This window comes from Ensifer sp. R1-3, assembly GCF_056739175.1.
The window spans coordinates 539,789-560,491 of record NZ_CP096515.1 but is presented as its reverse complement, the minus strand read 5'-3'; the positions used below and the strand labels follow the sequence as shown (position 1 = coordinate 560,491).

Genomic DNA, 20,703 nt, shown 5'->3' with positions numbered 1-20,703 from the left:
ACTTCCGGTTACACCGCATGCATTCCGCCGCTTAACCTATGCGAGCCGGTGCTCACTGCCCGGGACGGCGCGTGACCCACCGAATTCCCGCCGCAACCGCAATTCCAAGCAGAGGCCATACCGCCCAGAATCTCCCCTCCCAGGAAAGGAGATTGACCGCAAGGACCGCAAATCCGGCTGCCCCGAGCAGGGCGAGTCCGCGGTCGAGCCGCGTGGACGTCCATAGGCAACGGAGCACCCCGATCAAGGCCAGCGCAAATAAGGCCCATCTGGCCCAGAACGTTCCCTCCCAGGAAAGCAGATTTACGGCAACGACCGCCGCTGCGGCTACGGCGAGGACGCCAAAAAGGCGACGGTCTGCCGCTGTGCGTTCGACGATCGTCGCTCGCCCTGCCCCGGTGTCGGCGGCCGGGGTCCCGCGGTCCGAAAGTGCACCCGGTCGCCCCCAGTCGCTGCCCCCTTTGTGCGACACCGTGCCCTCGGCCATTCCGATCTGGACCACATAACTCGGAACGCCCCCGTCGATATTCTTGACCGTCAGCGCACCAAGGAATTCGAAGCCGACGGCCAGCTTGTTGCGAACCTGATCATAGACGGTGCTCGAAATCACGATACCACCGGCCGGTGCCGAGGCTTGCAGGCGGGCCGCGATATTGACGCCGTCGCCGTAAAGGTCGTCGCCGTCAGCGATCACATCGCCGAGATTGAGGCCGATGCGATAATCCATCCGCGCCTCGCCGTGCCGTTCGGCATTCAGTCCGGCCAACTCGTTCTGAACGTCTATCGCCGCCCTCACCGCCTCGACCACGCTCGGAAACTCCGCGATCACCCCGTCGCCCCAGGTGTTGACCACCCGTCCCTCACGCGCCTCGATCAGGCGCGCCATGGCATCCCGGCTGCGCTTGAGAGCCGCAAGCGTTCCCTCCTCGTCTTTGCCCATCAGGCGCGAATAGTCCTGCACGTCGGCACAGAAGATGGTGGTCAGCTTACGGCGTGTTGGTGACATCGGATTTCGCCCTCGCTCGAAGGCCTGAGCCTCGCTGGCACCATAGCGACGCCGTCGCGATTCTCAATGCCATACGCATCTGCCGCGGCATCACTGCGCGCTTGGAGCATTTCCGGGAAAAGTGTGTAGCGGCTTCCCGTGCGGGAGCACCTGCAGCCTGCTGCAAGGAACTGATCGGTCCCTCGGCGGTTTGGAGCCGTGTATCGCATGAAGCGACGAAACTGGAGGTTACAGATGTTGAGGAAAATGTTGGTTGCAGCCGCGATATCCGCCGCTTGCGTGTCCCCAGCCTTTGCCCAGGCCGATATGGTTTGCGACCAGGCAGGCATGACGAGGCTCGAGACTGACGTGGGCCAGATCACCGACACGGGCCGGAAGGAGATGGCGCAGAAGGAGCTCGCCATGGCCAAGGAGGCACTGGCAGCGAACGACCAGGAAAAGTGCAAGTCCCATATGGCGAATGCCATGAAGGGTAAGGATCCGATGTAAGACGCTGAAAATAAGAAAGCCGGAGCGTGGGCTCCGGCTTCCTTTCTGTTCATCGCAGGCGGATCTTAGTTTTTCGCCTTGTCGACCAGCTTGTTCTTGCCGATCCAGGGCATCATTGCACGCAGCTTCGCGCCGACTTCCTCGATCTGGTGGGAGTCGTTGACGCGACGGATGCCCTTGAAGCGAGCGGCACCGGAGCGGTATTCCTGCATCCATTCCGAGGTGAACTTGCCGGTCTGGATGTCCTTGAGGACCCGCTTCATCTCGGCCTTGGTGTCTTCGGTGATGATGCGCGGTCCGGTGACGTATTCGCCCCACTCGGCCGTGTTCGAGATCGAGTAGTTCATGTTGGCGATGCCGCCTTCATAGATCAGGTCGACGATCAGCTTCACTTCGTGCAGGCACTCGAAATAGGCCATTTCCGGCGCATAGCCGGCCTCGACCAGCGTCTCGAAACCGGCGCGGATGAGTTCGACCAGGCCGCCGCAGAGAACGACCTGCTCACCGAAGAGATCGGTTTCGCACTCTTCCTTGAAGTTGGTCTCGATGATGCCCGAGCGGCCGCCGCCGACGCCGCAGGCGTAGGAGAGAGCGAGATCGAGGGCATTGCCGGAAGCGTCCTGATGAACGGCGACAAGGCACGGGACGCCGCCGCCCTTCTGGTATTCGCCGCGGACGGTATGGCCCGGGCCCTTCGGAGCGATCATTACGACGTCGACCGAGGCCTTTGGCTCGATGAGGCCGAAGTGGACGTTGAGGCCGTGCGCAAAGGCGATTGCCGCGCCGTCGCGGATGTTTCCGGCGATGTCGGCCTTGTAGATGTCGGCCTGCAGCTCGTCGGGCGTCGCCATCATCATCAGGTCGGCCCAGGCGGCAGCTTCGGCAACCGTCATGACCTTGAAGCCGTCCGCTTCGGCCTTCTTTGCCGTGGCGGAACCCGACTTCAGCGCAATGGCGACGTTCTGGGCGCCGGAATCCTTCAGGTTCAGCGCATGGGCGCGGCCCTGGCTGCCGTAGCCGATGATGGCGACCTTCTTCGACTTGATGAGGTTGAGATCGGCATCACGATCGTAATAGACGCGCATCGAATTTTCCTTCCCTTTGCTTGTCCGTTTCGCTTTGGCAGCCGCAGATACGGCCGCCCTACCTTTTCGCGCCGTAGAGCGCGAGAAAGGCGTCGACCGCCCGCTCCGCCCTGCGGCTGAAATCCTTCTTCAGGCTACCCGGCTCCTCGCCGAGAAGCATGCGCAAATGCCAGTCCGAGACGACGAGGCCGTAAAGTGCGCCATAGGCCTCATCGGCGTTGTCGAAAGCGAGGAGACCGGCCTTGCGGCCCGCTTCGAGCAGCGCTCCCGCCCTGCGTCCGATCTGCCGGCGGCCGCGCTCCTGCAGCATGTGGCCGAGCTTCGAGCCTTCCCGGCTCGCCTGTCCGATCGCCAGCCGGTTGAGCGCCAGCGACACGTCGCCTGCCAGCACGTCGAGAAGGTCCTTGGCGAAAGCGACGAGATGCACCCTCAAGCTGCCCCCGTCCAGCTTTGCGGCGGAGACGTCGAGCGTGCGAACCTTGCTCGCCTGAAAGGCGATCATGGCCGAAAGGAGCCCTTCACGATCGCCGAACCACTTGTAGAGACTCTCCTTGGAGCAGTTCGCCGCGCGCGCCACACCCGCCGTCGTCAGCGCCTTTTCGCCCCCGTCGACAAGCAGGCGCAACGCCTGTTCGAGCACCGCTCCCTGGCGCTCCGTCAGGCCGTTTGCAGCGCCTGCCTCTCTCATCGCTCCGACGTTTTGCACTCGCTGTCGCCTCATCAGTACCGTACGGTACGGTTCGTGAGGTTTCTAATTGTCCGATCGGGGAACGTCAAGCGGTTTTGGATATCCGGCTCGTTTTAAGGGCAGCCCTGCTCTAAAACCGAGCAACCCACTGACGGAGTGCGGTTTCCCTGCCTGCGTCGCCCCCGAGCCCGCTTTGCCGGCGCGGCCCTCCCTACATTACGAAAATATAATGATCTCAAAGCTTTTCGCTGAACGGGTTGATCTTTATCTTGAATGAAGATGCCTGAGATAGAGAAAATCGATGAGCAACACAGCGATGACGAGGGAAGACGAAGCGGCGCGTGGTTCGACACCGTCGAATGTCACGGTCATCCCGGCTCCGGTGACGCCGCCGCGCAAGAAGCGCCGCTCGCGCCGCCCCTGGATCTTTGCGCTCCTGGTGCTCGCGGTTGTCGGCACGGGCTACTATGCCTGGAGCCGCCAGGGGGCGCCGCCGGCCACCACCGTGATCACCCAGGCGGTCACGCGCGGCGACATCGAAGAGAGCGTGACCGCCGTCGGCACGCTGGATGCGGTCAAATCGGTCGATGCCGGCGCACAGGTCTCCGGCCAGTTGAAGTCGCTGCATGTCGGGATCGGCGACAAGGTCGAACAGAACCAGCTCATCGCTGAGATCGACCCCGCCTCGATCGAGAACAGGATCGAGATCGATGAGGCGGAACTGGCCAATCTTGAAGCGCAGCTCGTCTCGAAGAAGGCCCAGCTCGTGTTGAAGCAGGCCAATATCGAGCGTCAGCGCAATCTCGTCGCCACCAACAGCGTTTCGCAGTCGACGCTCGACCAGGCCGTCGCCGATCATGCGGCCGCTGGGGCCGATGTGCAGGCGATCGAGGCGCAGATCCGCAAGCAGAAGGCCACCCTTGCCGGGGACCGGGTCGATCTCGGCTATACCAAGATCTATGCTCCGATGGCCGGCACCATCGTCGACGATCCCGCCAAGGAGGGACAGACCCTCAACGCCAACCAGACGACGCCGACGATCGTCACCATCGCCGACCTTTCCACGATGACGGTCAAGGCGCAGGTCTCCGAAGCCGATGTCGGCAAGCTGAAGCTCGGCATGGATGCGTATTTCACCCTGCTTGGACAGCCCGGAAAGCGCTTCACCGGCAAGTTGCGCCAGATCGAGCCGATGCCCGATACCGAGAACAACGTCGTCCTCTACTACGCCCTCTTCGATGTCCCCAATCCCACGGGCGAATTGATGATGTCGATGAGCGCGCAGGTCTTCTTTGTCCAGGCGGCGGCCAAGAATGTGCTGGTCGTGCCGAGCGCGGCACTCCGCACCGTGGAAGCCGCGGCCTCCGACGGGCCCGCAAGAGCGGAAGTGACCGTCGTCGCGCCGTCCGGTGCGACGCAGACGCGCACCGTCGAGGTCGGTGTCCGCAATCGGGTGAGCGCCGAAATCGTCAGCGGGCTGCAGGAAGGTGAGAAAGTGGTCGTCGACGCTGCCTCCGCCACGAACGGCAGCCGCGCTCCCAATGCCACCCGGCGCGGCATGCGCATGCCGCCGATGTTCTGAGCACGCCGATGGCCCCGCTCATTTCACTCCAGGATGTCAGCAAGACCTATTTCAACGGCGACATCGCCGTCGAGGTCCTGCACCATATATCCCTCGATATCGAGGCCGGCGAGTTCGTCGCGATCATCGGACAATCCGGTTCCGGCAAGTCGACGCTGATGAACATTCTCGGCTGCCTCGACCAGCCGACCTCGGGCAGCTACTTCATCGAAGGCGAAAACGTCTCCGGCTTCGACAGCGACGAGCTCGCGGCGCTGCGTCGCCGCACCTTCGGCTTCATCTTCCAGTCCTACAATCTGATCCCGACCGCGAGCGCCCGGGAGAATGTCGAGGTGCCCGCGGTCTATGCCGGCGTTTCCGCCCGGGACCGGCACGATCGTGCCGAGGCGCTCCTGCAGTCGCTCAAGCTCGGTGAACGGCTCGATCATCGTCCGAACCAGCTTTCCGGTGGCCAGCAGCAGCGCGTTTCGATCGCCCGCGCCCTGATGAATGGAGGGCGCGTCATCCTTGCCGACGAGCCGACCGGCGCGCTCGACAGCCAGAGCGGCGACGAGGTGATGCGCCTCCTTCGCGATATGAACGAAAACGGCCACACCGTCATCGTCATCACCCATTCGCGCGAGGTCGCCGCACAGGCCGACCGGCTGATCGAGATCAGCGATGGGCACATCGTTGCCGACCGCTCCAAGAAAGGACGCAGCAATCCCGATGCAGCCGTCGGTCTCGCCCAGCGCACGCGTGAGGGCTTCGCGGCAATTGCGGACGTGTCGGAAGCGGTGAAGATGGCACTGCGGGCGCTACGGGCAAACCTCTTCCGTACGATCCTGACGCTTCTCGGCATCGTCATCGGCGTCGGCTCGGTTGTCGCCATGCTCGCCATCGGCACCGGCGCGCAGAATTCGGTACTCGACCGCATCTCGTCGATGGGATCGGATCTTCTCGTCGTCCGCCCCAGCATGGCGAATTTCCGCGGCAGCGCCGGCGGGACGAATGTCACCCTCGTGCCGGCAGATGCGGACGCGATCACCGAGCTAGCGAATGTCGCATTCGCCGTCCCGGAAATGACGAGCACGGTGACGCTTCGGCGCGGCAACATCGACTATCAGACGACCGCCAACGGAACGGTGCCGCAGTTCACGGAAGCGAAGTCCTGGAAGATCGGCCGCGGCGAGTTCATCAACCGGAACGACATGGAAACATATGCACCGGTCGCGGTGCTCGGCGAAACCGTCGTCAAGACGCTTTTCCCGGAGGGCTCCGACCCGATCGGTCAATACGTGCTCGTGAACAAGATCCCCTTCCAGGTGATCGGGGTGATGAGCGGGATGGGCGCCAGCGCCGGCGGCAACGATCAGGACGACGTGGTCCTCGTGCCGCTCACGACCGGCAGCATGCGCCTCTTCGGTCAGCGCAACATCCGCACGATCACCGTCAAGGTGCAGGATGCCTCGGCAATAGACCTGACCCAGGAGAGAATTCAAGCGTTGCTCAATGAGCGCCACAGGAAGGACGATACCCAGATCACCAACATGTCTTCCGTGCGCGAGGCCTTTACCGAGACTTCGAACACCATGAAATTCTTCCTGGGGTCGGTCGCAGCGATTTCGCTGCTCGTCGGCGGCATCGGCGTGATGAACATCATGCTCGTCAGCGTCAGTGAACGCACACGCGAGATCGGCGTGAGAATGGCGACCGGAGCGCGCGAGCGGGACATACTCGTGCAGTTCATCGTCGAGGCGCTGGTCGTTTCCGCGATCGGCGGGGCGATCGGCGTCGTGGCCGGTCTATCGACAGGTTACGCCGCTAAAGCCTTCGGCATGCCCGTCAGCTTCACGCCTGGCCCCGTCGCGCTTGCCTTCGCCTGTGCATTTCTCACCGGCCTGCTCTTCGGCTATCTGCCGGCCAGAAACGCATCGCGCCTCCAGCCGGCGGTGGCCCTCAGCGCGGATTAGATCACTTCCACGCAGTAACGGTTTTCCCGCGCGGGAAAAGCGCCGTTTCAGTCGAAATCAGATATTTTGGGCGCCTGCGATCAATTCCCAGCGCTTACCGTTCGACTGGGACTGCCGGGCGAAGTAATTATAAGGGGTGCGCGACCAATCTCTGACCGAGTTGGTCCTGTTGTCGAGCACGAGGTCACCTTCGCTCGTGCGGACCGTGAGAACCGTGTGGCCCTCCCCGCGGTAGCGCGCAACCGTAAGTAGCAGAGCCGAGGCCGGCCAACCCCGTTTCAGGAGCTCCCGCTTCTTCAGAATTGCGAAGTCCTCGCAGTCTCCATAGGCGGTCGGCACACGCCAGTCATCTTCCTTGCCGACGTTTGCGCGGTCGCTGCGTTCTCGGATGCTTGCATTGACGGAGCTGTTGATCTGCTTGAGCTCGCTGATTTTTTCCGGAGCGAGAACGACGGCCTTCTTTCCGCCGCCAGTGTTGCAGAGCCGCGGCTCGCGGACGCAGAAGGATGCGAAGGCCGGCGGCGCGAAGGCCTTGCCGGCGGTCCTCATGGTTGTACCGGCATCGGCAGCCCCAGGGGCCGCAATCAGCAACAAAAAGACTGTCTGCGCAATGAAGCGTTTCACGAGGCGTTCTCCAACGGCGGGCATAAGTCCCCCGGTCCGCCGTAGAGACTAGCTAAGATAGATTAAGCCATGGTTGATAACCCGAAATGAGGCAGCGATATGGCCATCTACTAACAATTTGTAAATTGACCACAGTTAATTTTAATTCAATTCTAAAAAGTATTTTTAAAGTTAATGTTTTTAGGAGTATAGAAATGAAAAGAATTAATAGATCGATATTTCGGACATTCTTCATACTATCCACGGCCACGATTGGAGCTGTAATCGTTACGACGGATGCGGATGCAGTACAGCGCCAGCGCATGACTGCCCGTCAGTGCAGTCCCCTTTCGGAAGACAACTTCGCGGCATGTTGCGTTGCAATAAACCGAACGAAGATTCTCACCCCCGCGCAGATTAAGATGTGTCCGCCCCTGACGACGGCATCTATCGGCGCCGGCACCGGACGCCACGATCGCAGCGACTCCACGGCAAGCGGTCCGATGAGAGGTGGCGGCAAAGGCGGCGGCAGCAAGGGCGGCGGCGGCGGCGGCGGCGGCGGCGGTGGCGGCGGTGGCGGCGGCGGCGGCGGCGGTGGCGGCGGTGGCGGCGGCGGCGACAATGGCGGTGGCGGTGGCGGCGGCGACAACGGCGGTGGCGGCGGCGGCGACAACGGCGGCGGTGGTCAGGATCCCGGCAAGGGTGACCAAGATAATGGCAAGGGTAACCAGGACGGCGGCAAAGGCCACCAGGATAACGGAAAGGGTGGCCAGGACGGGGGCAAGGGCCACCAGGACAACGACAAGGGCAACCAGGACGGCGGCAAGGGCCACCAGGACAACGACAAGGGTAACCAGGACGGCGGTAAGGGCCACCAGGACAACAATAAGGGCGATCAAGACGGCCGAGGCAAAGGCGGGAAGGACAAGGGCGGAAAAGCCAAGGGCGACAAGTAAGCAGCCGCGGCAATCGCCGCGGTGACGGAAGTCCCTGGCATCAGCAAGAAGAGTGATCACGACCGTTGACGGCTTACGGTCAGACTGGGAAAGTGACAAGCCGGGGCGCTTGTCCAGCAACGTCAACGGTAACTCTTGAAGGGCGGCTCCCGCAGGTGCCGCCCTTCCCTTCTTGAGCGCTGTAGTCAGGGCGGGATCGGGAAGAGTGCAGAACCTGAAATGATTTGACCCGCGCAGCTACGACAACCTTTCACTAACCCCTGGTCCCGATAATGCCGCCGCAATCGAGGACCGAATCCCATGACCAAGACAAATTCCAAAAGACGAAAGCGCAGCACGGCCCGCAAGAGCAGCCGGAGCGGTATGGGCCGCTGGTATCTGGCGGCCGCAGTCATCGTCGGCGGGATTGTGGCCTACGAGCATCGGGGGGAGTTCGGCCATCTGCCCGGCGCATCGAAGCTGACGGCACTGCTTTCGCACGCCGAGAAACCGGCCGAGAAAAGAGCGCAGGCGAAGAAGCCGGCCGAGAAGAAACCACCAAAGAAGGTGGAACTGGCGACCATTCCGATCCCTTTCCGTCCGAAGGAGCAGACCGGGTCGATAGCGCCGAAGACCGCATTGATCCCGCCTGCACCCGTTGAACTACCGGTTAGGCAGTCTCTCGAACAGGCGAGTCTGCGCCCGGCCGAGAGCGGCACCTTTTATTTTTGCGGCATCCGCCACGATAACTGCGTTCTCGACGGCGATACCTTCCTGTACCAGGGCCAGAGGATTCTCATCGCCGATATAGACGCGCCGGAAACGAAGCTCGCGAAATGCGACGAGGAACGGTCGCGCGGCTCTTATGCCAAGGCACGATTGCGCGAGTTGCTGAATTCCGGAAACTTCGCCCTCGTTGCATCCGAAACCAGCCCCGGCGACGAGCCGGGCAAGCGGCGGCTCGTCGTCAGGAACGGCAGGTCCCTCGGAGACATCCTCATATCGGAGGGGCTCGCCAGAAAGCGAACCGGGCAGCCACAGTCGTGGTGCGGTCAGTCCACCGCGCGCGTTTCCGGTTGAACCGCATCGGCAACAGGACGCGGGATTAAAATTCGCTACCCATAGCGGCAATGATCCGACAGAAGCGCATCGATGACCCGCCGCGATTTTTCGATTTCCAGTCGATCGGTGCCCGGCATCTCGGCGGCAACGATCAGCGCCTTCCACAAGGTCCATCCACGGCCACGCGCCCAGGTCTCTTCGTCGAGCGGAAGGGCGTCCCGGAATGCGGCGCGGCTTGTTTCATCGAACATCGTCCAGGAGATCGACAGGTCGCAAGCAGGATCGCCGACGCCGGACGTGCCGAAATCGATCACGGCGCTCAAGCGGCCGTTTTCGACCAAGAGGTTGCCCGAGGCGACATCGCCATGGAACCAGACGGGATCATCGTTCCATGCGGAGGCAAGCGCCGCCTCCCACACCACACGTGCGGCGGCAACGTCGATCGTGCCCTCGAGCGCTTCGAGTGCCCGGCACGTTTCGTGGTCGTAGACGGCCAAAGGACCGCCTCGGTAGAAATTGTGTTGCCCGGGCGGCGGACCGCTCCACGCGTCGATCCGTTGCAGCGCAGCCAGGAATTCACCGAGCGTCGTCGCAAAACTGCCGAGATCGGCGATGGGCGCATGGGTCGCGGTCTCGCCCGGGAGCCAGCGATAGACGGACCAATGCCACGGATAGCCCCCGCCCGGCCGCCCAATGGCTAAAGGCACAGGAATACGCAACGGCAGGTTCGGTGCAAGTCGAGGCAGCCAGTGCTGCTCCTTTTCCACCTGAAGCGCGTAATGGGCGGCGCTCGGCAACCGCACGCTCATATCGTCGCCGAGGTGAAAGGTCCTGTTGTCCCACCCACCGAACTCGACCGGCCTTATCGGCAGGTCCGCCCATTGCGGAAACTGTTCGGAAATCAATTGTTCGACGAGGGCTGTACTGATTTCGGGCGTTTCGGCGGAAGACATCGGATATCCGCTTCCCTGATCACGGTGATTTCTAGACTGCCGGGAGGAGCCGGATCGCTTCGATGTTCCAACGAGACAGCGGAAACGATCCGGTTGGACAAATTATGATCATGAAACGTGACGGTTTCCAAGTTTCCGCGCGGAAATTGCGCTCAGGCATCGACCTGCAACAGCCCGAGTACCCGCATTACGGCGGACGGTATCGGGCCGATGACGGGCACATCGAATAGCGGCTGCAGTTGCTCGGCGGCCTGTCCTAGCGGACCGCCGCCGATGATGACTGCCTCTGCCCCATCAAGGTCGACGGAGGCGCGAACCGCGTGCCAAAGCGAAGTCCGCAGGCGCTCCTCGTCTCCGGCAACGGCGAGCGGATCGCCGGGCGTACAGCGGATGCCGGAGTAGAGATGCGAAAGCCCCAGATGCCGTGCCCGCTCGGCGATCGCATCCGCGAGGTCGGGCGTCGTGGTTGCAACGCCGAACCGTCGTCCATCCCGGGAAGCCTCCAGCATCGAAGCTTCGCAGATGCCCACGACCGGGATACCGACACGCTCCCGAAGCAGGGCAAGGCCGGGATCGCCAAAAGCACTGACGATGATCCCGAGGCAGCCCGGCTCGTGTCTGGTGCCGATTTCCACCACCTCGTCGGCGGCGGCCGCCAGTTCGTCCGGCTTCAGGATCATCCGGGGACTGCGCCTGGCCGTGGCGCTTGCCACGGCCAGGCGCCCGTTCGCAGCCTTCTGCGCGATGGAGACCATCATCTCGCTCGTCGCCTGCGAGCTGTTCGGGTTGATCAGCAGGAGATGGGAGCTCACGTTCTGAGCTCCACGGCGACTGGCCCCTGCTGCTGCGCTGCTTTGGGCTGATCGGCCTCCGCCGGTTGCGAGAGATCCTCCATCGACCGGCCGTAGGTTTCCGGGCCGAGCTGGATGCAGAATGCGAAGACCGCATACATTCCCGCAGCAAGCCCGAAGACGCCGATCATTCCGTAGCTGTCGAACAGCATGCCGGAAATCGTGGGCACGAACGAGCCGGCCGCCGATCCCGTTGCCAGGATGAGGGCCACCCCGAAGGCACGGATTCTCGTCGGGAACAGTTCCGGCGCATAGATCCAGATCGACGTGTTGAGGAGCAGGACGAAGAACTGGAAGATGGCTCCGAACAGGAGAACGAGGTAAATATTGGTGCCGAGAGTGACGATCGACACCGCCGCAAGGCAGGCGAGCGCCGCGCCCACGGTCAGCACCTTCTTGCGCGGCAGATAGTAGCCGAACATCGAAGCGGCGATCGCACCGAGGACGCTGCCGCTCTGGATGATCATGCTGTAGAGCAGGCTGCCGGAGAGCGTATAGCCCATCGACACGAAGATGACGGGCATCAGCGTCAGGACCGACAATTGCGCGCCATAGCTCATGAGAATGGCGATCGCTACCGGTATGGTCCGCCCGATGAAGGGTGCGCGGAAGAGTTCCCGCCAGTCGCTCTTCTCGAGTGCCTCGTCCGTCATATGGTCTGTCGTCAGGTATTCGTGCACCACGAGATTGCGCGATTTGAGCGAGCCTGAGGCCAGGATGGACAGCACCTTGTTCGCCTCGCCGATCCTGTTCTTCGAGGCGAGGAACCGCGGCGTCTCGGGTACAAAGCGGCGATAGAAGACGACCAGAAGTGCCGGCAGCGCCAGCGATGCGAATAGCCAGCGCCAGCTGTTCTCTCCGGGGAAAAGCGTGAATATCAGCAGACCGAATGCCGGCGCCAGGAAATTGCCGAAGCCACCGGCGCCGACATTCACGAGGCCTGCAGCCGTGCCGCGAAACTTGGGCGAGCAGAATTCGGAGAGCATCGTCACCGCCGTCGAGATTTCGCCGCCGACGCCGAAGCCGACGATCGCGCGGGCAAAACAAAGCATGGTGAAGTTCGGCGCCATCGCGCAGGCCGCCGAGCCGATGGTGAAGAGCAGGAGATTGATCGTCAGCATGACCCGCCGGCCGTAGCGGTCGCCGAGAATGCCCGACAGCAGTCGCCCGATGGCGGCGCTGCCGAAGGTGATCGTGTTGAGAAATCCGATATCCGTGCCGGTGAGACCCCAGTGCTCCTTGAGAATGGGGCCGGCGACGCCGATCGTGTTCTGCTCGAAGCTGTCGAACAGGCAACCGATCAGGACAAGGGCGAGGATCTGCTTGTGCGCGCCGGTAACGCCGATTTTGGTGAAAGCCGATTCCAGTTGTCGAATGACCGGCGAACTCCCGCCGGTCGGCACCATATTTTCCGCTGCCATTGTTGTTCCCCTTGTGGTTGAACGAGCGTGAAAACTTAGTTTCTCAATCATACACCAAGAAACTACAGTTTCATAGCCCCGAATCCACAGGGGCGACGGAGAGGGCTTCCTGCCCCTCCCTGCAGGCCCCAACGCGTCGCCATTGACGGGCTTGGTCGCGGTCACCCTGCCTTGGTGGCTCGTGGCTGGATCCTCGGGTCAAGCCCGAGGATGACTGGCTGAGGGGTTGACGCATGAAACCGGCGCAGCGAGGCCCGTGCACGGTTCATATCAGCCAGGGGGGGACGCTCGTCGCGGCAATTTATCGAAACATCCTTTCATCCTCGGGCTTGACCCGGTCGTCATCCTCGGGCTTGACCCGGTCGTCATCCTCGGGCTTGACCCGGTCGTCATCCTCGGGCTTGACCCGAGGATCCACACGCAAGGCGTTCCAGCCAGAGCCCTATCGACGGCGAGATAAGCCGTCGCGGCCTGCATTCAGCGGACTCACAGCTCTTCCAGCGTGTCGTTCAGTGCCTCGATACCACGCAGCCGGTTCCGGCCGGCCACGCCTGCGGTCTCGATGCAGCGCGTGGTCAGGAGATGGCAGAGCGCCATCACCGACACGTGGTTGAAAAGCGGTCCCGGCGCCAGCGTCTGGCAACGGAAGTGCCAAGCCGCACGGCTCAGGAGAGGCACGCCTTCATCGGTGATGTAGAGCAACTTCGCCTGGGTTCTTTCCACCTGCGCCATGAGTTGCTCCATCAGAGCGACGCGGCGCCGCAGGCCGAAGAGAACGACGACGTCGTCGGGCCCGATGCTGACCAGATGCTCGCCGAGCGTCTGCCCGCCTCCGGGAATGGCAGCGATGTTTTCGATCACCTGCGTGAGCTGCCATTGCAGGTAGGTGGCGAAGGAATGGCTGGCGCGAAAGCCGATGACCCACACCTTGCGTGCCTCCAGGATGGCTGTGGCAGCCGCATCGATCTCAGCCTCGCCGATCGCGAGGAACGTGGCTTCGAGATTGGCGACGCCCTGGGCGACATGCGCTGCGACCGATTGCCGGCCGTCGGCGTCGGTGGCGGTCGCCAGAAAGAGGCGCGACCCGGTCTGCTTGTCCGCGCGCGCGTGCCGCCGCGCTTCCTCGTAGTTTTCATAGCCGAGACGCTGAACGAAGCGCGACACGGTCGCTTTCGACACATGGGCCAAAGCCGCCAGCTCCTGCGCGGAATAGCTCGCTATTTCCCCCGGAAAATCACAAAGGAAATCGCCGAGCCGCCGCTCGGCCGGGTGCAGCTCCGGCAGAATTTCGCGGACACGAGCGAGGAAGGATCGTTCTTTGGCAGCCATCGGCACTCTCATGAAACTGTCGTTTCACGGGACTGTCCAATTTTCATCCGGCCTTGGCAATAGGTGGAAGATCCGCTCCTGCGGTCACCTCTCCTCCCGAAGCGTATCCTTCTGCGTGATCAGTCGGGCGCTGTGCTGCCCGCTCAGATAGGTCCATAGCCAGCTCCAGGCCACGGCAAAGCGGCTGCGGGTACCGATCAGGAAGTAAATGTGGGCAATGCCCCAGATCCACCAGGCGAGCGATCCCCTGAGCTTGATCCGGCCGAAATCGATGATCGCCGCGCGCTTGCCGATGGTGGCCAGGCTTCCCTGGTGCCGGTAGCGGAACGGCCCCGGCGCCGGCGAGCCCGTGAGCCGGCCACGGATCACCTGGGCGACGTAGGCTCCCTGCTGCTTGGCCGCGGGCGCGATGCCGGGCACCGGCTTGCCGTCTTCCTGGATGACCGATGCCGTATCGCCGATGACGAAGATGTCCGGGTGGTCCGGCGCGGTCAGATCGGGCCCGACCTTAACGCGGCCGGCGCGGTCCGCGTCGGCGCCGACCCATCTGGCTGCAGGTGAGGCCTGGACCCCCGCCGCCCAGACGAGCGTCCGGCTCGGGACGAAGCTCTCGCCTATCGTGACCCCCTCATCGGTGCAGTCGGTCACCGGCGTGCCCGTCAGCACCTCGACACCAAGCTTCTCCAGTTCGCGGGAAGCATAGGCGGAAAGCTGCTCGCTGAAGGCGGGAAGAATGCGCGGGCCGGCTTCGACGAGCACCACGCGGGCCAAACGCGTATCGATCCGGCGGAACTCGCCGGGCAGCGTTCGATGGGCCATTTCGGCGATGATGCCCGCAAGCTCGACCCCCGTCGGTCCTGCGCCGATGATCGTGAACGTCAGCAGCGCATCGCGCCTGGCGGGGTCCTCCTCCACCTCCGCCTGCTCGAAGGCGATGAGCACGCGGCGGCGAATGGTCGTCGCATCCTCCAGTGTCTTGAGCCCGGGCGCGACCGCCGCCCATTCATCGTGGCCGAAATAGGCGTGCGTTGCGCCGGTCGCCAACACCAACGTGTCGTAGGGGACCGAATGCCCATGCGCGAGCGTCACTTCCTTCGCAATCGTGTCGACGCCCGTCACCTCGCCGAGCAGCGTCGTCACCTCCTGTCGGTCGCGGTAGAGCCGGCGGATCGGCCATGCGATCTCCGAAGTCGCAAGCACCGTGGTCGCCACCTGGTAAAGCAGCGGCTGGAAGAGGTGATGATTGCGCCGGTCGATCAGCGTGACCTTGACCGGCGCACCCTTGAGGTCGTTGACGAGTTGCAGCCCGCCGAAACCTCCGCCGACCACGACGACATGATGTCTTTCCTGCATGGTCTTCCGTCCTGTTCCTCATCCCGCTCTGGCTGGCAAGACTGTTCAACTCCACAAGCCGGAGCGCAAGCCTTCGCCCGGCATGGCTGCATTGCATCCGCGGATGGTCTTCGCGTGATGTTTCGGCGGCCCTACTCGGCATAGCCGACGGGCACTGCGGTACCACTTTTCAGGACTTCCATCGAAATCGACGCGGAAACGTCGAAAAGCTCCACCTTCCGCACGATCTGCTTGTAGACGACGTCGTAATGTTCGACCCTCGGCAGAACCACCTTGACGATGTAATCGTAATTGCCGGTCAGCCGGTGCGCCTCTACGATCTCCGGAATGTCGCTGATGGCCCTGCGGAACTTTTCGATCCAGTCGTCGGAGTGATGCGCCGTCTTGATCAGCGCAAAAACCGTGGTCGGCACGCCCATCCTTTCCCGGTCGAGTACGACGATGCGCCGGGTAACATAGCCCGCCTCCTCCAGCCGCTGAATGCGCCGCGAGCAGGCGGAAAGCGAAAGACTCACCCTCTCGGCAAGGTCGCCCATGGCGACGCTCGCATCCTGCTGCAGAAGCATGAGCAGCTTCCGGTCTCTCTCGTCAAGCACGCTCCGACTCCTTGCTCTTGCCATAGAGTGCGCCGAAATTTTTCGGAACATTCGGATTTGGCGCAAACGGCTTGCTGAAATTTGGCCAAGCGCCGATCAAAGCAAACACATGCGACCGGGCCCGCACGATAATCTAGCAATGGAACGGGGAACGTGGCGAAGCGTTCCCGACCGGCCACAGGACAGCAGCAGGGAACGCGACGATGGAAATGCGGAAAATCGGCCTCATCGGCGGCATGAGCTTCGAAAGCTCGGCAGTCTACTATCGCCTGGTCAACGAGGCCGTGCGCAGGCGACGTGGCAAATTACATTCGGCGGAAGTGCTTCTGCATTCCGTCGACTTCCAGCGGATCGTGGACCTGCAGAGAGCCGGCCATTGGGACGACGCCGCCCTGCTTCTCTCCGATGTTGCCCGCGGGCTCGTCGCCGGCGGCGCGGACTGCATCCTGATCTGCAGCAACACAATGCACCTCATTGCCGACGCGGTGCATGCCTCGGTCGACGTCCCGTTGATCAACATCATCGACGAAACGGCACTGCGCCTGAAAGCCGCCGGCAGCCGCAAGCCCCTGTTGCTCGCCACACGCTACACGATGGAACAAGGCTTCTATGCCGAGCGCATGAAGACACATGATATCGACCTGATGGTACCGGATGCCGATGGGCGGACACTGACCCACAACGTGATCTTCGACGAGCTCTGCGCCGGCCAAGTGCTGAACGCCTCGCGCTCGGCAGTGATCGGGCTCATCGAGAAAGCAAAGGCGGAAGGTGCGGACGCCGTCATTCTCGGCTGCACCGAAATCTGCCTCCTTCTCGATCCGGCCGATTTGCCGCTCCCGGGCTTCGATTCCACCGCCATCCACGCCGAGGCGGCGGTCGAATTCTCGCTTCGCGACCGGCAGTAAGCTGCCTGCCTAACGGCGCTGATATAGGAGGCCCAGCGCAGCACCGAGAGCGATGGCGATCGTGATGCCCAGCGCGACATTGTCGAGCGCGGACCCCACGGCTGCCCCAACACCTACGCCGATTGCAATGCCGATTGCCATGAGCGTGGCGATACCACAGGCCTGTGGCGACAATCCGCCTATTGCGCGTCGTCGTACTCCGCCCGTGCCTGTCGGATAGCCTGGTGGTTTTCGAGCGACCAGTCGACGAAGACCCTTAGCACGGCAAGGAATGAGCGGCCGAGATCCGTGAGGCTGTATTCCACGCTCGGGGGCTGCGTCGGGTAGACGGTGCGGCGCAGATATCCATCACGCTGCAGATCGCGCAGCGTCTGGGTCAGCATACGCTGTGAAATGTCCGGGATGAGCCGCCTGAGCTGCGAGAACCGCAAGGGACCGTCGGCGAGCGACAGAATCATCAGCGAGTTCCACTTACCACCGATATTGTCCATCACGTCCCGCACCGGACAATTGTCGATGTCCACAGGCATGCCGCAGACGACTGCCACCCGCTCGCCCTTCAACGTGCCCGACGCCCTGGTCATGGCGGTACCCTTTCCGTAACCACGGCAGAAAAAACTGCCTCCTTTACAGCTCTTAGCAGATCACGGGATAAGAGCAACTCTCAAAAAGAGACCAGCTTTCGGCATGAGCTCATGTCGACAGGACATGCTGAACAACGCGCTGAAGTGGAAAAGAAAGGAAAATCATGTCTGGAAGACTGCTCGTAACCGGCGCCGCCGGCCAGTTCGGCAAACTCGTGCTCGATGCCCTCCTGGCATCCGGCAAGACGAAGCCGGCCGATATTATCGCCACCAGCCGGGACATTGCCAAACTGGCGGACTACGCAGCGAAGGGCGTGGAGACCCGTGCCGCCGATTTCGACGATGCGGCTTCGCTCGAGCGGGCCTTCGCCGGCGCCGACCGAATACTCATCATTTCGACGGATGTTCTCAACGAACCGGGCAAGCGTCTGAAGCAGCACCTTGCCGCCGTCGAGGCGGCAAGGAAGGCGGCGGTGAAGCACATCCTCTATACGTCGATGCCGCAGCCGGAAGCGTCGGTGATCCCTTTCGCGTCCGACCATCTCGGCACCGAAGAAGCCATCAAGGCGACGGGGATTCCCTACACGATTCTGCGTAACGCCTGGTACATGGAAAACCTCCTCCTGTCGCTCCCGCACGCACTCGCGGCAGGACAATGGTTCTCCTCCGCCGGCGATGGCCGGATTTCCCACATCGGGCGCCGTGACCTTGCCGCGGCCGCCGCTTCCGCTCTCCAGTCGGACTCGGCGGAAAGCCGCACTTACACCCTGACCGGAACGCAGGCTCTCACAACCGGCGAGATCGCCGCCCTTGTTGCCAAAGCCACGGGCAAGAAGCTCGAGGTCGTCCATGTCTCTGACGAAGCACTGGCCGGCGGTCTCAAGAATGCGGGTCTGCCGGACTTCTTCGTTCCGATCCTCGTCTCCTTCGACGCCAATACCCGCAAAGGACATTTCGACATCGTAACCGACGACACCGCCGGCCTTACCGGCAGGCACCCCATCGACCTTGCCTCCTTCCTGGAGGCGAATAGGGCGGCGCTCGCCCACTGATCATAGGTCGCAGGAGGCCCGGCAAAACGACCGGGCCTTTTCTGGGCTGATTCGAGGGTAGTGACCGAGGTCGGCGTTCAGCGCAGGGCGGTCTCGCTCGAATTCTCCGGCGCCGCGGCTGCGGCCCGGCGAGCCACCCTGCCCTCCTCGGCCTTGTAGAAATACTGGCTCGCCACCAACCACCCCTTTAGCGGCCTCAACGGCGGAATGCAGGTCAGGAGCATGAACGGCCCGGTGACCAGGAGATGGACCCAAAGGGGTGCGTTGTATTGCACCTCCAGCCACACGCCGAGAAAAACGCTCGGCACGCAGGCAAAGCAGATGACGAAGAAAGCAGGCCCGTCCGCGGGATCGGCGAAGGAATAGTCCAGCCCGCAGACTTCGCATCCTCGCCTGAGCTTCAGGAAGCCATCGAACATATGCCCCTGGCCGCAACGGGGGCAGCGACCGCGCAATCCCGTATGCAGCGGCGATAGAGGCGGCCACTCATGATCCGGCATCGTTCTTCCTTTCAGTCTTCTGCGTGCCCCGCAAACCCGCAACCTTGCGAGACGTTCCCGCCGGCCGGGCACCACCCGCTTGGGCGGCCAAAAAGACATGACATACAAACCATACAAGAACAATAAATTGTATGCATTCAGGGGCGCGGCAATTCCACGCAGCACCTTCGCACCGGAGTATCACCTTTAAACGATGAGGTTATGGGCCGCTGGCGACTGAGCGAGCAGACCGGCGATGACGTCCAGGCTATGCCGCAGTTCATCGCGTGTCCGCGCAGCGCCGAGACCGAGCCGGACGGCTTCCGGTGGGTCGGAGATCGCGAAGGCATCGCTGGCGACGACGCCGATCCCGGCCGTTCGCAGTTGCGCCGTGAACTCGCCGCGGCTCCACCGGGAAGGCAGCTTCAGCCAAAGATGAAAACCCTCGCGATCGGCGAGAAGATCGGCACCACGGAGGCTCTTGATCGCGATCCGCTGGCGCGCGCCGGCTTCCGTGCGGATCGCTGCCAGGACCGCCTGCGCCGTCCCCTCCTCCAGCCAGCGCGTGGCGATGGCCGCCGAAAGCGGAGACGTCATGCCGACTGTCGCTCGAATCGCCCCTTCGAGGCGGACGGCCGCCGATCGGTCAGGCGCGACCAGATAGGCGATGCGGAGCGCCGGCGAGAGGCACTTGGCAAGGCCTGCTATGTGAAAGACGAGGTCCGGCGCGAGCGCGGCCAGCGGGGGAACGAGGTTCGCGGGCAATGCGCCGTAGGCGTCATCCTCGATTACGACCACGCCATGGCGGCGTGCGATCGCCACGATCGCCTCGCGGCGTTCGAGCGGAAGCGTCGCGGTCGTCGGATTGTGAAGGGTCGGATTGCAGTAAAGAGCCTTCGGCTTGTACCGGGCGCACGCCTCCTCGAAGGCGTCAGGCAATATCCCGTTGCGGTCGATCCCGACGCTCACGAGTTCGATACCCATATGTGCCGCCAGTGAGCGAAGGCCGGGATAGGTAAGCGCCTCGGCGCAGATCCTGTCGCCCTTCGTCGCCAGCATCCCGACGCTCGCAAGCAGAGCCCCTTGCGCTCCTGTACAGACGACCAACCGATCGGCTTGAAGATCGCCGAGCCGCGGCTTGAGCCAGGCCGCACCCGCAGCCCTGTCCCGCTCCGCGCCGCCGACAGGCTGATAGCGCATCAGCAGTTCGGGACCACGCTGATCGAGAGCCGCAACATCCGCCCACATCTTCTCCGACAGAGCCGGGTCGTCGAAGAGCGGCGGCAGGTTCATGCTCATGTCGACGAGACTGCCCAACAGGCCGCCCGCCAGACCGCCCGAGGAGGGACGTACCGCGCTCCTCCGCCGAGCCGTGACATAGGTACCCTGCCCCACGCGACCTTCGACCAGGCCGCGCCGGCGCGCTTCGTTGTAGGCTCGGCTGACGGTTGTAAAGTCGATGCCGAGCGCGGCCGCCAGAGCGCGCTGCGGCGGCAGGCGCACTCCATCCTGCAGCCGGCCCGCCGCGATGTCCGCGGCGATCTCGTCGGCAATTGCGAGATACAGCGGCCCCCCCGCCCTGCCGAGGGTCGGCACCCAGGAAACCTCCACGCGATCCACGGCCTTCGGAGCCTTTCGAGTTCTTGCAATGTATGGATATTGCATGGACGCGGGATAGCGCGCAAGATCGTCCTGATAGAGAGAACTGCCGGCACTCGGTGCGCAGCTTCATTTCAAAATGGGCGCGCGCGGAAGTCCCTCGTCAAAGCGGCGCG

At 63.0% G+C, this 20,703-nt stretch carries 21 protein-coding genes; 7 read left to right on the top strand and 14 right to left on the bottom strand.

What is annotated here, in order from left to right:
* Positions 1 to 52: 52 nt before the first annotated feature.
* Positions 53 to 1,006 carry an adenylate/guanylate cyclase domain-containing protein gene (locus M1D43_RS02720; RefSeq protein ID WP_153313820.1) on the bottom strand — a complete coding sequence of 318 codons (954 nt, stop codon included), beginning with the start codon at positions 1,004 to 1,006 and terminating at the stop codon, positions 53 to 55.
* Between the two features lie 234 nt (positions 1,007 to 1,240).
* Between M1D43_RS02720 and M1D43_RS02715 the strand changes: the two genes are divergently transcribed.
* Positions 1,241 to 1,495, top strand: coding sequence for a hypothetical protein (locus M1D43_RS02715; RefSeq protein WP_010969678.1), 255 nt, complete (start codon positions 1,241 to 1,243; stop codon positions 1,493 to 1,495).
* 65 nt (positions 1,496 to 1,560) lie between these two features.
* On the opposite strand, the gene ilvC is transcribed toward M1D43_RS02715, so the two are convergent.
* Positions 1,561 to 2,580, bottom strand: coding sequence for a ketol-acid reductoisomerase (ilvC, locus tag M1D43_RS02710; RefSeq protein ID WP_003537021.1), 1,020 nt, complete (start codon positions 2,578 to 2,580; stop codon positions 1,561 to 1,563).
* Positions 2,581 to 2,638: 58 nt separating this feature from the next.
* Positions 2,639 to 3,286 carry a TetR/AcrR family transcriptional regulator C-terminal domain-containing protein gene (locus M1D43_RS02705; RefSeq protein WP_010969679.1) on the bottom strand — a complete coding sequence of 216 codons (648 nt, stop codon included), beginning with the start codon at positions 3,284 to 3,286 and terminating at the stop codon, positions 2,639 to 2,641.
* Between the two features lie 283 nt (positions 3,287 to 3,569).
* On the opposite strand from M1D43_RS02705, the gene macA reads away from it, so the two are divergent.
* Positions 3,570 to 4,850, top strand: a complete 1,281-nt coding sequence (macA, locus tag M1D43_RS02700; RefSeq protein WP_164819266.1) for a macrolide transporter subunit MacA — start codon at positions 3,570 to 3,572, stop codon at positions 4,848 to 4,850.
* Between the two features lie 8 nt (positions 4,851 to 4,858).
* Positions 4,859 to 6,802 (top strand): MacB family efflux pump subunit, encoded by a 1,944-nt coding sequence (locus M1D43_RS02695; protein ID WP_127542085.1) that lies wholly within the window; start codon positions 4,859 to 4,861, stop codon positions 6,800 to 6,802.
* A gap of 57 nt (positions 6,803 to 6,859) precedes the next feature.
* On the opposite strand, the gene M1D43_RS02690 is transcribed toward M1D43_RS02695, so the two are convergent.
* Positions 6,860 to 7,450 carry a transglutaminase-like cysteine peptidase gene (locus tag M1D43_RS02690; RefSeq protein ID WP_003537029.1) on the bottom strand — a complete coding sequence of 197 codons (591 nt, stop codon included), beginning with the start codon at positions 7,448 to 7,450 and terminating at the stop codon, positions 6,860 to 6,862.
* 170 nt (positions 7,451 to 7,620) lie between these two features.
* Between M1D43_RS02690 and M1D43_RS02685 the strand changes: the two genes are divergently transcribed.
* Together M1D43_RS02685 and M1D43_RS02680 are read left to right on the top strand one after the other, a co-directional pair.
* A complete protein-coding gene (locus M1D43_RS02685; RefSeq protein WP_498814192.1) occupies positions 7,621 to 8,361 on the top strand; it encodes a hypothetical protein in 741 nt (246 codons plus the stop codon).
* Positions 8,362 to 8,661: 300 nt separating this feature from the next.
* Complete coding sequence (locus M1D43_RS02680) at positions 8,662 to 9,420, top strand: thermonuclease family protein (RefSeq protein ID WP_013844626.1); 759 nt, start codon at positions 8,662 to 8,664, stop codon at positions 9,418 to 9,420.
* A gap of 35 nt (positions 9,421 to 9,455) precedes the next feature.
* Here the strand turns inward: M1D43_RS02680 and M1D43_RS02675 are convergent, their stop codons facing one another.
* The 6 genes from M1D43_RS02675 to M1D43_RS02650 all read right to left on the bottom strand — a co-directional run bounded on the left by M1D43_RS02675 (position 9,456) and on the right by M1D43_RS02650 (position 15,905).
* The gene (locus tag M1D43_RS02675) at positions 9,456 to 10,355 is read right to left on the bottom strand and encodes an aminoglycoside phosphotransferase family protein (RefSeq protein ID WP_153312920.1); all 900 of its coding nucleotides are present in this window, start codon (positions 10,353 to 10,355) and stop codon (positions 9,456 to 9,458) included.
* A gap of 152 nt (positions 10,356 to 10,507) precedes the next feature.
* A complete protein-coding gene (locus tag M1D43_RS02670; RefSeq protein ID WP_003533791.1) occupies positions 10,508 to 11,167 on the bottom strand; it encodes an aspartate/glutamate racemase family protein in 660 nt (219 codons plus the stop codon).
* A complete protein-coding gene (locus M1D43_RS02665; RefSeq protein ID WP_192923446.1) occupies positions 11,164 to 12,627 on the bottom strand; it encodes an MFS transporter in 1,464 nt (487 codons plus the stop codon). Before M1D43_RS02665 ends, M1D43_RS02670 begins: the two co-directional genes overlap by 4 nt.
* A 486-nt stretch (positions 12,628 to 13,113) precedes the next feature.
* On the bottom strand, positions 13,114 to 13,956 hold the full coding sequence (locus M1D43_RS02660; RefSeq protein ID WP_127598614.1) for a MurR/RpiR family transcriptional regulator: 843 nt from the start codon (positions 13,954 to 13,956) through the stop codon (positions 13,114 to 13,116).
* A gap of 84 nt (positions 13,957 to 14,040) precedes the next feature.
* On the bottom strand, positions 14,041 to 15,309 hold the full coding sequence (locus M1D43_RS02655; RefSeq protein ID WP_127598612.1) for an NAD(P)/FAD-dependent oxidoreductase: 1,269 nt from the start codon (positions 15,307 to 15,309) through the stop codon (positions 14,041 to 14,043).
* Between the two features lie 131 nt (positions 15,310 to 15,440).
* A complete protein-coding gene (locus tag M1D43_RS02650) occupies positions 15,441 to 15,905 on the bottom strand; it encodes an Lrp/AsnC family transcriptional regulator (protein WP_003533799.1) in 465 nt (154 codons plus the stop codon).
* 203 nt (positions 15,906 to 16,108) lie between these two features.
* Between M1D43_RS02650 and M1D43_RS02645 the strand changes: the two genes are divergently transcribed.
* A complete protein-coding gene (locus M1D43_RS02645) occupies positions 16,109 to 16,813 on the top strand; it encodes an aspartate/glutamate racemase family protein (protein ID WP_010969687.1) in 705 nt (234 codons plus the stop codon).
* Between the two features lie 9 nt (positions 16,814 to 16,822).
* Here M1D43_RS02645 and M1D43_RS02640 read toward each other — a convergent pair whose 3' ends face one another.
* Both M1D43_RS02640 and M1D43_RS02635 read right to left on the bottom strand, forming a co-directional pair.
* Positions 16,823 to 16,954, bottom strand: coding sequence for a glycine zipper domain-containing protein (locus M1D43_RS02640; RefSeq protein WP_272951370.1), 132 nt, complete (start codon positions 16,952 to 16,954; stop codon positions 16,823 to 16,825).
* 38 nt (positions 16,955 to 16,992) lie between these two features.
* A complete protein-coding gene (locus tag M1D43_RS02635; protein WP_003533805.1) occupies positions 16,993 to 17,397 on the bottom strand; it encodes a winged helix-turn-helix transcriptional regulator in 405 nt (134 codons plus the stop codon).
* A 164-nt stretch (positions 17,398 to 17,561) separates the two neighbouring features.
* Here M1D43_RS02635 and M1D43_RS02630 point away from each other — a divergent pair, with 164 nt between their 5' ends.
* Positions 17,562 to 18,449 carry an SDR family oxidoreductase gene (locus tag M1D43_RS02630; RefSeq protein WP_003533807.1) on the top strand — a complete coding sequence of 296 codons (888 nt, stop codon included), beginning with the start codon at positions 17,562 to 17,564 and terminating at the stop codon, positions 18,447 to 18,449.
* 77 nt (positions 18,450 to 18,526) lie between these two features.
* Here M1D43_RS02630 and M1D43_RS02625 read toward each other — a convergent pair whose 3' ends face one another.
* Positions 18,527 to 18,949 carry a DUF983 domain-containing protein gene (locus M1D43_RS02625; RefSeq protein WP_153312993.1) on the bottom strand — a complete coding sequence of 141 codons (423 nt, stop codon included), beginning with the start codon at positions 18,947 to 18,949 and terminating at the stop codon, positions 18,527 to 18,529.
* Positions 18,950 to 19,135: 186 nt separating this feature from the next.
* Positions 19,136 to 20,593, bottom strand: a complete 1,458-nt coding sequence (locus M1D43_RS02620; protein ID WP_153312992.1) for an aminotransferase-like domain-containing protein — start codon at positions 20,591 to 20,593, stop codon at positions 19,136 to 19,138.
* Between the last annotated feature and the right edge of the window lie 110 nt (positions 20,594 to 20,703).